The 13,600-nt window shown below is 68.5% G+C and carries 10 protein-coding genes; 7 read left to right on the top strand and 3 right to left on the bottom strand.

Features of this window, described 5'->3' with window-relative positions; genetic code table 11:
• Positions 1-12: 12 nt before the first annotated feature.
• On the bottom strand, positions 13-2,208 hold the full coding sequence (locus F0U60_RS08740) for a GumC family protein (protein WP_395816515.1): 2,196 nt from the start codon (positions 2,206-2,208) through the stop codon (positions 13-15).
• Positions 2,209-2,376: 168 nt separating this feature from the next.
• Between F0U60_RS08740 and F0U60_RS08735 the strand changes: the two genes are divergently transcribed.
• The 6 genes from F0U60_RS08735 to mfd all read left to right on the top strand — a co-directional run bounded on the left by F0U60_RS08735 (position 2,377) and on the right by mfd (position 10,106).
• Positions 2,377-3,726: a methyltransferase domain-containing protein gene (locus tag F0U60_RS08735; protein ID WP_395816512.1), complete on the top strand. Its 1,350-nt coding sequence runs from the start codon at positions 2,377-2,379 to the stop codon at positions 3,724-3,726.
• Entirely contained in the window at positions 3,723-4,070 is a 348-nt protein-coding gene (locus tag F0U60_RS08730; RefSeq protein WP_395816509.1) for a P-II family nitrogen regulator, read from the top strand. The genes F0U60_RS08735 and F0U60_RS08730 overlap by 4 nt, the downstream gene beginning before the upstream one ends.
• Complete coding sequence (locus F0U60_RS08725; RefSeq protein ID WP_395816506.1) at positions 4,067-5,698, top strand: hypothetical protein; 1,632 nt, start codon at positions 4,067-4,069, stop codon at positions 5,696-5,698. Before F0U60_RS08730 ends, F0U60_RS08725 begins: the two co-directional genes overlap by 4 nt.
• 96 nt (positions 5,699-5,794) lie before the next feature.
• Positions 5,795-6,121, top strand: coding sequence for a c-type cytochrome (locus F0U60_RS08720; protein ID WP_395816503.1), 327 nt, complete (start codon positions 5,795-5,797; stop codon positions 6,119-6,121).
• Positions 6,122-6,192: 71 nt separating this feature from the next.
• The gene (locus F0U60_RS08715) at positions 6,193-6,405 is read left to right on the top strand and encodes a hypothetical protein (protein ID WP_395816500.1); all 213 of its coding nucleotides are present in this window, start codon (positions 6,193-6,195) and stop codon (positions 6,403-6,405) included.
• 119 nt (positions 6,406-6,524) lie between these two features.
• Positions 6,525-10,106 (top strand): transcription-repair coupling factor, encoded by a 3,582-nt coding sequence (mfd, locus tag F0U60_RS08710; protein ID WP_395816497.1) that lies wholly within the window; start codon positions 6,525-6,527, stop codon positions 10,104-10,106.
• An 8-nt stretch (positions 10,107-10,114) separates the two neighbouring features.
• On the opposite strand, the gene F0U60_RS08705 is transcribed toward mfd, so the two are convergent.
• Entirely contained in the window at positions 10,115-11,194 is a 1,080-nt protein-coding gene (locus F0U60_RS08705) for a tetratricopeptide repeat protein (RefSeq protein ID WP_395816495.1), read from the bottom strand.
• 44 nt (positions 11,195-11,238) lie between these two features.
• Complete coding sequence (locus F0U60_RS08700; RefSeq protein ID WP_395816493.1) at positions 11,239-12,072, bottom strand: OmpA family protein; 834 nt, start codon at positions 12,070-12,072, stop codon at positions 11,239-11,241.
• A gap of 164 nt (positions 12,073-12,236) precedes the next feature.
• Between F0U60_RS08700 and F0U60_RS08695 the strand changes: the two genes are divergently transcribed.
• Positions 12,237-13,571: an alkaline phosphatase PhoX gene (locus F0U60_RS08695; protein ID WP_395816490.1), complete on the top strand. Its 1,335-nt coding sequence runs from the start codon at positions 12,237-12,239 to the stop codon at positions 13,569-13,571.
• Positions 13,572-13,600 lie beyond the last annotated feature (29 nt).

The raw sequence follows: 13,600 nt of genomic DNA, 5'->3' as shown, positions 1-13,600 counted from the left end.
CACCGGCGCTCTCTAGCTGGCGGTGCGCTGCTCGTCACGCTCGGCGCCATAGCTGCCGTAATATTTGTAAGTCTGATAGTCGTACCGACTGTTCTTGCCGTCTGCGTCGTTGAGAAGTGCCCCGATGACATGGGCCTTCACGTCGCGCAGCGCGCGGATGGCGCGCTTGGCCTGATCTCGGTGGGTGCCGCCCGCCTTGAGCACCAGGAGGATGCCGTCGGTCTGCTTGGAGAGGACGAGCGCATCCGACACAGGCCCCAGAGGCGGACTGTCCAGAAGGATACAATCGAAGCGCTCCCGCAGCTTGCCGAGCAGCTCGGAGAAGGCGCGCGAGTGGAGCAGCTCCGCGGGGTTGGGCGGAATCGGCCCGCAGGGCAGCACGAAGAGGTTGGGCACGTCCGTGGACTTGATGGCGCGCTCCAGCGAGCCCTCGCCCACCACCAGGGAGCTGACGCCCACGTCGTCGGGGACACCGAAGGCCTTGTGCAGGCGAGGCCGGCGCATGTCCGTGTCCATCAGCAGCACCCGGGTGCCCGTCTGCGCCATCACCATGCCCAGGTTGATGACGACGGTGGACTTGCCCTCGGAGGGCCCCGCCGAGCTCACCACCACCGTGCGGAAGGGCTTGTCCGGCGACATGAAGAGCAGGTTGGTGCGGATGGCCCGGCACATCTCCGCCGCATGCGAGCGCGGGTGGCGGTGAATGAACAGGTCCGTCGGGGAGCCCTCCTCGACCTTCAGCGGGGGCATGGCGCCAATAAAGGGCAACCCCAGGCGGCTCTCCACGTCCGCGCGGGTGGCCACGCTCGCGTCGAGGAACTCCAGCCCCACCACCACCGCCACACCACCCAGCAGGCCCAGCATGAAGAAGAGCATCACCGCGCTGCGAGTGTTGGGCCGCACCGGCACCGGGTTGGGCAGCGCCGCGTCCAGCACGCGCACGTTGCTGGTGCGCAGCAGGCCCGACAGCTCCAGCTCCTTGAAGCGCTTGAGGACCATCTCGTACAGGCGCAGATCATTCTCCGCCTCGCGCCGGAGCTTCTCGTAGGCGATCTCCTTCTCCGTTATCTGGAAGGCCTCGGCCTTGGCCTCCGCCACCCGTGTGAGCAGGTTGCGCTCGGTGGCCTGGATGGCCGCCAGCTCCGTCTCCGCGCCGCGCACCAGGTTATCCAGGCTGCGCCGCAGCTCCTGCTGCATCACGGCCAGCTTCCCCTGGCACTCCTGCATCTTCGGATGATCCGGCAGGTAGCGCTCGGACAGCTCCACGCAGGCGGTGCGCTGCTCCAGCACCTGGGTGCGCAGGTCACGCAGGGCACCCTCGTTGGCCTCCGGGAGACCCTCGGCCCAGTGCTCCGCCTCGGGGTTGGCGGTCTTGCGAAGCTGGCGGATGGCCTCCACCTTCGCCTGGATGTTGGCCATCTTCGTGCGCACGGTGATGAGCTCGGCCATGTAGCTGTCGTAGGCCTGCTTCGCCGAGCTCGGCTGCTGTCCCGCCTTGCCCTCCGTGGCCAGGGACAGCACGTCCGCGCTGCGCTTGAACTTGTAGAGGTCCATCTCGCTGCTGCTGGCGCGAGAGCCCAGCTCGCTCAACCGCTCCTCGAGCCAGGCGCTGGCCCCCTCGGTCGTCTTGAGCTTGAGGGCCAGGTTCTCCGCGATGTAGGCCTCGGCCACCTCGTTGGCCAGCAGCGCCGCACGCTTGGGGTCCACGTCCTCCACGGCGATGCGCACCACGCGCGAGTTCGTCGAGGGGATGACGGAGATGCGCGAGCGCACCAGCGCTACCGCATCGATGGACTCCATGGCCTTCTTGCGCGCCGCCTCGTCCTTGATGCCCTCCACGCCGAGGAAGGCCGGGTCGTTGCGCAGGCCCAACCGGTCCGCCACGCGCGAGGCGACGGCGCGCGAGGTGATGACCTCGCTCTGCGTCTGGTAGTACTCCTTGTTGGCCCAGTAGTTACCGCGCTCATCGCCCATCACCTCCTTCACATCGGTGTCGAGCACGCGGGGCGCGGCGACATCAATGATGAGGGAGGTGCTGGCCGCGTAAATCTTGGGCTGGCGCAGGGTGTAGAGCACACCCACCAGCACCATCACGGCCGTGACGCCGAGGATGAGCCACTTGCGGCGCCAGAGCGCGCGAACGTACTGCATCACGTCCAGTGTGGGCTCTTCTGCCTCGGGGGCCTCGGTCGGGGTCTCCTCTTCCACGTCGTTCTCCATGCCGGGGCGCAGGTGCGACCAATCGGTGGCGAAGGGGGCACACTGCACTGGGGGGGCCGGGGGGGTCAATCTTCCTGGACTTGCCCGGAAGCTCTCCGACCGCGCCACGGGAACGCACACGAGCACCCGCGCCTTCCGTGTGGTAGTCACGGCGACGTGAATCCGTCGCTTTCGTTCGTCATCCCCTACACCGCGGCGTCCGCTCCGGTTGCCTCGCGCTTTGCCCACGAGCTCGCCCCCCGGGGCGCTGAGGTCATCCTCGCCGGGGAGGGTCCAATCCAGGTGCCCCCCATGCCGAACGTGCACGTGCTCCCTGGCCTACCCGGGAGGGGAGCGGCCATCCGGGCGGCGCTCGGACGGGTGACAGGCGAGATTACGGTGCTCCAGGACGCGGACACCGCCTACACCCTGGAGGCCTGCGAGGCGCTGTGCCGTCCCATTCGCGAGGATACCGCGGATGCAGTGTTCGGCAGCCGACAATTTCAGGGACTGGCTCCGGAGCTGCTGGCGGACAAGGCCCTGGGGCGTGTCACCCGGTTCGTCACGGACGTGTCACTGCGGGATCCGCTCTGCGGCCAGCGGGCCTTCCGCACCGAGGCGCTCAAGTCGGTGTCGCTCACCAGCGACGATGACGCGGTGGATGCGGAGATTGTGGTGAAGCTGGCGGCGCAGCTCTTCCGGCTGGCGGAAGTCCCCGTGGAAGTGGACACGGCGCCGCACCGGCCGCTGGCCTCGCAGCTGGCGCGGCTGCGCACGCTGATGCGCTACGCCACGGTGCAGAACGACGCGGACAACCAGCACGAGGGCTACACCACGCTGGAGCGCATGGACGGCGCCAGCAACTACAACGCGTGGCTGGGCCAGCGCTTCCGCGAGTACCTGGGCCGGCGGGTGCTGGAGATCGGCGCGGGCATCGGCACCATCACCGAGAAGATAGAGCCAGGGCTGGAGCTGCTCATCGCGCTCGAGGTGGACCGCTTCTACGTGGACCGGCTGAAGAACAAGTTCCGGGGCAAGCCGCACGTGCGGCCGTACCTGTCGGACGTGGCGCTGGCGGACTGGGAGGCGCTGAAGGCCGAGCGGCTGGACACCATCGTGCTGTCCAACGTGCTGGAGCACATCCCAGACGATGCCTCGGCGGTGCGCCGCTTCCGCCAGATCCTCCCGCCAGGCGGGCGGGTGGTGGTGCTGGTGCCGGCGCTGCCTCCGCTCTTCGGGACCATCGACGAGGCGGTGGGGCACTACCGGCGCTACACGATGGCCAGCCTGCGCCAGGTGCTGGAGGGCAACGGCTTCGAGGTAGAGAAGCTGGAGTGGATGAACCTGGTGGGCATCCCGGGCTGGTTCATGAACAGCCGGGTGATGCGCCGCCGCTCGGTGCCGAAGCTGCAGCTCAAAGTCTATGACCGGCTCGCTCCGCTGTTGGCGAAGGCCGAGAGTCGGGTGAAGCTGCCGGTAGGCATGAGCCTCTTCGCGGTGGCTCGCGTCACGGGAGGTGTCGAGTGAAGAAGATCGAAGCCATCATCAAGCCGTTCAAGCTGGATGAAGTGAAGGACGCGCTGCACGAGGTGGGTGTGCAGGGCCTCACCGCGGTGGAGGTGAAGGGGTTCGGCCGACAGAGGGGCCACACGGAGCTCTACAAGGGCGCCGAGTACGTGGTGGACTTCCTGCCCAAGGTGAAGGTGGAGGTGGTGGTGGACGACGACATGGTGACGCGCGTGGTGGACGCCATCGTGCGCGCGGCCCGCTCCGGCTCCGAAGGGAAGATTGGCGACGGGAAGATCTTCGTCCTGCCAGTGGACGAGGCCGTGCGCATCCGCACGGGGGAACGCGGCAGCGACGCGCTGTGAGCGTTCCGGAGGCCCCAGCAGAGCCAGAGGCGAGGGCCTCGCGAGCGCCGCGCGCGGTCTACGCGGTGCTGGTGGCGCTGTACGTGTTGCTGTTCCCCTACCACCCTGGGTTGCGCTCGCCCAACGAGCTGTGCCGGCTGTGGCAGACGCGCGCGCTGGTGGAGTACGGCACGCTGGACATCAACCGGGCGCTGAAGGACTTCGGCTACGTAGGGGACCTGTCGGTGAAGGACGGGAAGTACTACCCGTCCAAGGCGCCGCTGCTGTCCTTCGCGGCAGTGCCTGTATACGCGGTACTGCGCGCGTGGAGCGGGGGCTTCCTCTACGCGGTGCGCGAGGTGCCGCTCGTCTTCTTCAGCCGGCTCATCCTCACGGTGCTGCCCACACTGCTGCTGCTGTGGCTCGTGCGCCGCTTCCTGGGGTCATACCTGTCGCCGGGTGTAGCGGACGCGGTGACGGTGACGTATGGGCTGGGCTCGCTGGCGTTCAGCTACTCGTTGCTCTTCATGAGCCACCAGACGACGGCGGTGCTGCTGTTCAGTGGCTTCTACGCGCTGTGGAGGATCGCGCGCGACGAGTGGCGTGAGCGGGGCTACCTGGTGGCGGGGGCCTGCGCGGGCGCCACGGTCGCCGCCGAGTACACCGGTGCGCTGGGCGTGCTGGGGTTGGTGCTGTACGCGGTGCTGAGCGTGCTGTGGCGCGAGGAGCCGCCGCGCGCGCGGTGGGTGCGCCTGGGACAAGGCGCCGGGCTGGCCCTGGTGGGGGCGCTGCCCTTCGTGGTGGGGCTGATGCTCTACCACCAGGCCGCCTTCGGACACCCGCTGGAGAGCGGGTACAAGCACCTCAACGACGCGGCCTACCAGCCGTGGCACCTGGGCGGCTTCCTGGGCATCCGCTACCCGGACCCGCGCGCCTTCGCCCTCTCCTTCTTCTCGCCGCTGCGAGGCCTGTTCGCCCTGTCGCCCTTCCTCCTGCTCGCACTGCCCGGCGTGGCGGTGCTGCGCCACGAGGCACGTGCGCGCAGGGAGATGAGGGCGCACCTGTGGCTCGTGGTGGCGCTGCTCGCCGGGTACACGTACTTCACCTCGGCCTTCTCGTATGACTCGTGGGGCTGGACGACGGGCCCGCGCCACCTGACGGGGCTGGTGCCCTTCCTGCTGCTGCCCGCGGGCCTGCTGCTGGAGCGGTTGCGGACCTCGGGCCACCCGGCGTTGCTGGGCGCGGCTGCAGCGCTGTGCACCGCCTCCATCGCATTCACGGGCGTGGCCACCTTCGTCAACTACGTCCCCGATGACGTGTCCAACGTGGTCCTCGGGCTGGCCGTGCCGCTGCTGCGTGCGGGCTACCTGCCCCCGAGCGTGCTGAACCTGCTCGGCATCCCCAACCCGGTGGCCGGGGTGCTGTTGCTGGTGCTGCTGCTCGGCCTGGCCGGCTGGGTCTTCGTCCGGCTGGGACTGCACGGGACGGAGCGGCCCGGCGCCACGCCCCTGATCGCGGGGCTGGCGATGCTGGCGCTGCTGCTCGGGCTCCAGACCGCGACGGTGAAGCACCACTCCGGGGACCAGGGCGCGGTGCGCTTCCTCGAAAAGGTCTGGCTCGTGCCGCCTGGCCGCACCCTGGGCTTCTGATCAGGCCGTTTCACACGGTTTCCCTGGCCATGGCTGTCCCTGTCAGTCGACACTGGACCCCGTTACCGAGTCGTGCCTCACCTGGAGAACCCCCCCATGAAGATCCGGTCCGTCCTGCTGCTCTCCCTCACCCTGGCCACCGCTGCCCAGGCCGCCGACGAGGCCGCCGCCGAGCTATGGACCGCCAAGTGCAAGTCCTGCCACGGACCGGATGGCCGCGCCCAGACCCAGATGGGGAAGAAGGAGTCCATCGTCGACATCTCCCAGCCCGCCTGGCAGCAGGCGCAGACCGACGCGGACATCCGCGAGGTCATCGCCGACGGCTCCCCTCGCAACAAGAAGATGAAGGCCTACAAGGACAAGCTGACCCCGGAGCAGATCGACTCGCTCGTCACCTACATCCGCACGCTCAAGAAGGGCTGATCCCCTTCCGGGCGTGAGGTGAATATCCCTCCCAACGGCCCGTCCCCCCTTGTGACCGGAGGCATTCCCCCATGCGTACCCTCACCCCCATCCTCCTCTCCCTGCTCGTCCTCGCCAGCCTCCCTGGCTCGCTCGGCCGCCTGCTCCCAGCCACGTCCCACGCCAGCTCCCACCTCGCCACCTCCTCCCTCGTGGATGGAGATGGAAAGGGTGGCGGCGATGACAAAGGCGACAAGGGAGGCGACGATGATGACGATGATGAGGACTTCCGGGTAGTTGGGTGAGTAGGTGGTTGTAGGCCAGGGGTCCTGGGTGACTGTCGCCAACCGGGCCCCTCGCTCTTCCGTTGACCCACACGGGTCCGGCTCCTAATTACCGATGGGCCCTTCAAGGCGGCCCACGGATGGAAACTCCTTTCAATCAGAAGTTCGAAGCGGAGGCCCTCCGCGCGCCTCCAGTGACCGGGGACCCTTTTGCCCGAGTGCTGGAGCTGCTGCGCGCCGGTCAGCGTGTCCGCACGCAAGGTCTCCAAGGGGCCGCCCGAGGCCATGCGCTTGCTCGGCTGACGCACACCCTCAAAGCGCCCCTCGTCTGCATCGCCCCCGACGAGGAGTCCGCGGATGCGCTCGCCCATGATCTCGCCTTCTTCCTGGGCGGCAGGGGCACGCCGCGCGAGCCTCACGTCCTGCGGCTGCCCGCCGACGAGGTGCTCCCCTACGATGAGGTCTCCCCGGACGCGGACGTGGTCGCGGACCGGCTCGGGGCGCTCTTCCACCTGTCCCAGGGCACGCGCTTCCCCGCGCTCGTGCTCTCGGTGCGCGGCCTCTTCCGCAAGGTGCTGCAGCCCCGGGTGATGAAGGAACTGTCCGAGCGCGTCGGCGTGGGCCAGGACTTCGACCGCGATGAGCTCGCGCGCAAGCTCGCCAACATGGGCTACCAGTCCAGCCCGCTCGTCGAGGACCTGGGCACCTTCTCCGTACGCGGCGGCCTCATCGACGTCTTCAGCCCGCTCTACGACAAGCCCGTCCGCATCGAGTTCTTTGGTGACACCATCGAGTCCATCCGCGCCTTCGACCCGGAGACGCAGCGCACCGTGGACTCGCTCAAGGAGATCATCCTCCTGCCCGCGCGGGAGGTCATCTTCTCCGAGCAGACGCGCGCACGCGCCGAGGCCGCCGCTCGTGCCGTAGCGGACCGCATCAACCTACCCACCTCGAAGCTGCGCGAGCGCCTGGACGCCATCCGCGAGGGACTGCCCGGCTTCGGCCTGGAGGGCCTGCTGCCCGGCTTCTTCGAGGGAGGACTGGGCACCGTCTTCGACTACCTGCGACTGTGGCACCCGGAGCCGCTCTTCTACCTGGACGACCCCATGGGCCTCGAGCGCGTCGTCGAGGAGCTCTGGAACGATGTGGAGCGCTCTGCACGGGCGTCCGATGAGCGCCAGGATCTCTCCGCCCCGGCCGAGGAGCACTTCCTCACCCGCGAGCAGGTGGACCAGGAGCTCGCGACCTTCCGCGTGATGGAGGGGGGAGGCCTGTCGCTCACCCAGGGCGAGGCGCCGCCCGTGCACTTCCCCTTCGGCACGACCCAGGACGTGCGCGAGGCCATCCTCGCCCACCACGGTGAGGAGGGCGCGCTCACCCCGCTCGTCGAGCGGCTCCAACGTTGGCGAGACACGCGCATTGCCTGCGCCGTGGCCTGCGGCACCCTCAGCCAGGCAGACCGGCTCAAGCGCCTGCTGCTGGACCGCAACGTGATGGTGCGCGTCCACACCGAGCCGCTCGCGGACGTGACGAAGCTCTATGAGCCCTCGGTCTCCGCGCACCTCTTCACGGGCGAGGTGAGCCACGGCTTCGTGGACGGAGCGGGCGGCATCGCCGTGCTCTCGGACGAGGAGATCTTCGGAGCGCGGGCCCGCCGACGCGTGCGGCGCTCGAAGAGCCTGGATGCCTTCGCCGCGGGCTTCAAGGACCTGAAGGAAGGCGACATCATCGTCCACACCGACTTCGGCCTGGGCCGCTATGCGGGCCTGACGAAGATGCAGGTGAACGGCGTGCCCGGGGACTTCCTCGTCCTGGAGTACGCGGGCAAGGACAAGATCTACCTCCCGGTGGGCCGCATGCGGCTCATCCAGAAGTTCACCGGTGGAGACCCCACCAAGGTGACGCTGGACAAGCTGGGGGGCACGTCCTGGGAGAAGACGAAGAAGCGGGTCAAGGAGCAGCTGCTCAAGATGGCGGCGGACCTGCTCAACATCGCGGCGGCGCGCCGGGCGCACCCGGGCCACGCCTTCAGCCCACCGGACCGCTACTACGCCCAGTTCGAGGCGGACTTCGAGTTCGAGGAGACACCGGACCAGGCCAAGGCCATCGAGGACGTGCTCGGGGACATGCAGAAGAGAGAGCCGATGGACCGGCTCGTCTGCGGCGACGTGGGCTATGGCAAGACGGAGGTGGCGATGCGCGCCGCCTTCAAGGCGACGCTGGACCGCAAGCAGGTGGCGGTGCTGGTGCCCACCACGGTGCTGGCGCAGCAGCACTACCTGTCCTTCAAGAAGCGCTTCAAGGACTACCCCGTCACGGTGGAGGTCATCTCCGGGATGAAGAAGCCGCCCGAGGTGCGCGAGATCCTCAAGCGCGCCAAGGAGGGCAAGGTGGACATCATCATCGGCACGCACAAGCTGCTGGGCGGGGACGTGGCCTTCAAGGATCTGGGGCTGCTCGTGGTGGACGAGGAGCAGCGCTTCGGAGTGAAGCACAAGGAGCAGATCAAGAAGCTGCGCTCGCAGGTGGACGTGCTCACGCTGTCGGCGACGCCGATTCCGCGCACGCTGCACATGGCGATGTCGGGTGTGCGGGAGATGAGCATCATCGCCACCCCGCCGCAGGACCGGCGCGCCATCCGCACCTTCGTGATGAAGTTCGATGAGCAGACCATCAAGGAGGCCATCGAGCGCGAGCTCGCCCGCGGCGGCCAGGTCTTCTTCGTGCACAACCGGGTGGAGTCGCTGCCCGCGATGGAGGAGACGCTCAAGCGGCTGCTGCCGAACGTCAGCATCGGCGTGGCACACGGGCAGATGGGCGAGGGGCAGCTCGAGAAGGCGATGCTGGACTTCACCGAGAAGAAGTACCAGGTGCTGTTGTGCACCAGCATCATCGAGAGCGGTATCGACATCTCGAGCGCCAACACAATGATCGTCAACCGGGCGGACACGTTCGGACTGGCGCAGCTCTACCAGCTGAGAGGACGCGTGGGCCGCTCGAAGGAGCGCGCGTACGCGTACCTGCTGGTGCCGGCGCGCACGGCGATCAGCAAGGACGCGCAGCGGCGCCTGGAGGTGCTGCAGCGCTTTACCGAGCTGGGCGCGGGCTTCTCCATCGCCAGCCACGACCTGGAGATCCGCGGCGCGGGTAACCTGCTGGGTGCCGAGCAGTCAGGCTCCATCGCGGCGATCGGCTTCGACCTGTACGCGCAGCTGATGGAGGAAGCGGTGTCCGAGGTGCGGGGCGAGCCGCCAAGGACGCAGATCGAGCCCGAAATCACCATGCCGATTCCCGCGCTCATCCCAGACGACTACGTGCCGGACGTGCACCAGCGGCTGGTGTTCTACAAGCGCTTCAGCCAGGCCAGCAATCCGGACGAGGTCCAGGACCTGCGCTCCGAGCTGGTGGACCGCTACGGCGAGGCACCGGACGAGGTGGACAACCTCTCGGAGCAGACGCTGCTGAAGATCGACATGAGGGACCTGCGGCTGCGCGCGCTGGAGGCAGGTCCGGGCCGGGTGGTGGTGACGCTCGGAGCGGATGCGCTGCTGGACGGAATGAAGGTGGCGACCCTGGTGCAGAAGTCCAAGGGCGTCTACCGACTCACCCCGGACATGAAGCTGGTGGTGAAGCTGGGCGCCGAGGTGCGCGGCCAGTCGCTCATCGCCGAGGCCAAGAAGGTGCTGCGCGACCTCGGTACCTGCGCCCTGCCCCAGGCGTAGCGCGCCCCTTAGGGAGCCAGCGTCTTGAGCCGCTGCTCGGCGTGGGTCCTCACGTCGAACGGCAGCGTCTCACTGGACGCGAGCAGCTTCCGGAACGCGTCCACCGCGCACGCCTTGTCCCCCTTGGCGTCACAGGCCCGCGCGAGCGTGTCCAGGTAGCTCGGCCGCTCGCCCCGCGTCTCGATGGCGGCGCGCGCCAGGGTGACGGGCTCCTCGCCCTTGACGCCCCGCTCCACCAGCAGGAACGCCAGGTTGTTCTGCGCATCCGCGCGCAGCACCTTCTCGCGCTCGTGGAAGCCCGGAATGGCCTTCCGGTACTCCTGCTCGGCTCGCTGCGTGTCCCCCTTCTTCGTCAGCAGCTGGGCGAGGTTGTAACGCGCATCCGCGTAGTCCGGGGCCACCTTCACCGCGGCCTCGAACTCGGCGAGGGCCTCATCCATACGGCCCTCGGTCGCCAGCCTCGCGCCCTGCTCGTTGTGGGCCGCGGCCTCCTGCGGCATCCGTATCGCCGCATGCCACTGGGCCAGGAACATCCCCAGTCCCTCCGTCTGCGCTGCGTTGGGGGCCAGCTCCTTCACCCGCTCGGCCGCCGCGAAGGCCCCGTCGAGCTTGCCCACCATCGCCCGCAGCATCGCCAGGTCGTACCAGTACTGGACCGAGTCCCCGTCCAGCTCCACCGCGCGCTCCAGGTGCTCCACCGCCCGCTGAGGCTGATCCACGCCAGTGAGCACGCCCGCCAGGATGTAGCGGACGACGGCGTTGTCCTTCACCGCCACGCTCTTCTCCAGCTCCGCGATGCCCTCCTCCATCTGGCCCAGCTTGACGCTCGCCATCCCCGCGTGGACCAGCACATCCGCGTTGTCCGGCTCGCGCCGAGCAAGCTCACGGGAGAGCGCCTGGAGGCGCACCCAATCCTTGCTCGCGCGCGCCTTGTCGAGCTCGGCCTTCAACTCATCGGTGGATGCGGGAATCTCCACCTCGGGCTTCGCGGACGCTGCGGGGGCGCCGCTGGAGGTGGAGGTGGAAGAAGGGGTGGTGGCGCAACCCACCACCGTCATGCACAACACGCCAAGAAGGAGCTTTCGCATCCGGCCACCCTAACAGGTGGCCCGGAATGCCCTGCACGCACTTCTTAACGGCTGCTCGCCGTCGTCGTCGTTGTCCCGGGGGCCAGGACGATCTCGATGCGGCGGTTGAGGCTGCGGTTATCCGGCGAGTCGTTGGGCGCGATCGGCTGGTACGGACCGTAGCCCGCGGCAGACAGCACCGTGGGGTCCACGCCCGCGTCCTGCAGCGACCGCACCACCGCCATGGCCCGCGCCAGGCTCAGCTCCCAGTTCGAGGGGAACGGGCCCTTGGGATCCGTGGGCACGTCATCCGTGTGCCCCTCCACCCGGATGATCTTCCCCTTCACACCCTTGAGCGCCTCGGCGATCTTCTTCAGCGCCGCATCCCCCTCCTTGCCCACGCGCGCCGAGCCCGAGGCGAAGAGGATCTTGTCCTTCAGGTTCACCGTCATCCGGCCCCGGAGCTCCGACAGCTCGATCTTCCCTTCGGAGATCTCCGTCTTCAGGCTCTGGGCGAGGCTCTCGTACTCGGCGCTCTTCTTCTCCAGCGCCTCCTTGGCCTCGGTGAGCTTGCGCTTGGAGCTGGCCAGCTCCTCATTGAGCGCGGTGAGCTCGGCAATCTTCTGCTCCAGGCCCCGGCGCTCGGCGGCGCTCGTGGTCAGCCGCGCCTCGGAGGTGTTGAGACGCGTCGCCAGCGCCTCCTTCTCCTGCTCCAGGGTCTTCACCTGCTCCTCCAGCTGGCGCACCTTCTCCTCGGCCGCCGCACGAGCGCCCTGCTCCCCCTTCAGCTGCTCGTCGAGCGTTTGGGCCCTCTGCATGGCCGTGTCGTACTTGCCCTGGGTGACGCACCCCGTGGCGAGCGAGAAGACACAGAGAGAAGTCAGCAGCCGATTGCGCATGTCGCGTTCTCCTTGACGAAGCTGAAATGGTTTGAGCCTCAAATACTATTGTTCGAGGGGTGCGGGCGAGCATGAAGTGCGCGCACCCGCCACTCCTTACAGGGGGAAGGCGCTCGCTTGCTCGCCGCTCGACGCTCCCGGTTGGCTCCGCTCTTCTGCGCGTCATGAGTCACACGCGCCGCCCCACCCTCCACCGCCGTGCCTTCCTGAAAGCGGGTACGGCGCTCGCGCTGCCCTTCCTCCTGGGCCGCTGCGCCCGTCCCGAGAACGATGCCGGGCTGCGGCCGGATCCCGACGGCATCCTCGATCTGCCCGAGGGCTTCCGCTACCGCATTCTCGAACGTCGAGGCGAGCGGATGAGCGATGGGTACCGGGTCCCGGGGCAGCAGGACGGCATGGGCTGCTTCGCGGGACCCGAGGGCAGCAACACCCTCGTGCTGATGCGCAACCACGAGCTGGAGGCGGGCCAGGAGGACATGAGCCCGTACTTCCCGGGACAGGCTGTGCCGGCCCAGGCGTACCGGCCCGAGTCCGGCAGCCCAGGCGGAGTGACGCGCGTGGTGGTGGATGCCACCACCTTCACCCGCGTCTCCAGCAACCTCGTGCTCGCGGGCTCCGCGCGCAACTGCGCCGGAGGGAGCTCTCCGTGGGGCTGGCTCACCTGCGAGGAGACCCTCAAGGACGGCCACGGCTACGTCTTCCTGTGCGACCCGGCGGCCACCGAGGTGCGGGACGAGGTGCGCATCCCCGCGCTCGGCAGGATGAACCACGAGGCCGCCGTGGTGGACCCCACGAGCTTCATCACGTACCTCACGGAAGATCGCGACGACAGCTGCTTCTACCGCTTCGTCCCAGAGAACCCGGGCGAGCGGCTCGGGCCGCAGACGCGAGGCCGGCTGCAGGCGCTGCGCATCGAGGCCGAGCCCCGGCGGGACATGAACGCGGGCGTCCAGCCGGGCGACACCTTCGTGGCGGACTGGGTGGACCTGCCCCAGCCCGAGGCCGAGGACGACTCACTCCGAGCCCAGGGCGCCGAGCGCGGTGCGGCCCTCTTCCGCCGGGGCGAGGGCATCTTCTTCCACGACGGCTCCGTCTTCTTCTGCGCCACCACCGGAGGCCCCGCCTCGGGCGGACAAGTCTGGCGCTACACACCCTCAGGGAGTCAGGGCGGCACGCTGCGACTGCTCGCGCAGTCGGAGGACCGGAGCCTGCTCGACATGCCGGACAACCTCTGCGTGGCCCCCTGGGGCGACGTGGTGATGGCCGAGGACGGAAGTGACCCGCGCTGGCCCGAAGAGTTCCTGCGCATCCTCACCCCGTCCGGGCAGGTGAAGAACCTCGCGCGCAACGCCATGACTCGGGGCGAGTTCGCCGGCGTGTGCCTCTCCCCGGACGGCCGCGCGCTCTTCGTCAACATGCAGAGCGACGGCCTCACCCTCGTCATCACCGGCCCCTTCCAGCAGTACACCGGCACCCAAACCCCATCCCCTCTATTCTGATTGCGGCATGACGTGATCAGCGAATGAGG

This window comes from Archangium minus (genome assembly GCF_044360475.1).
Classification (GTDB): domain Bacteria; phylum Myxococcota; class Myxococcia; order Myxococcales; family Myxococcaceae; genus Archangium; species Archangium minus.
Note: the sequence above shows the minus strand (reverse complement) of the source record. Positions and strands in the feature narration are given on the sequence as shown.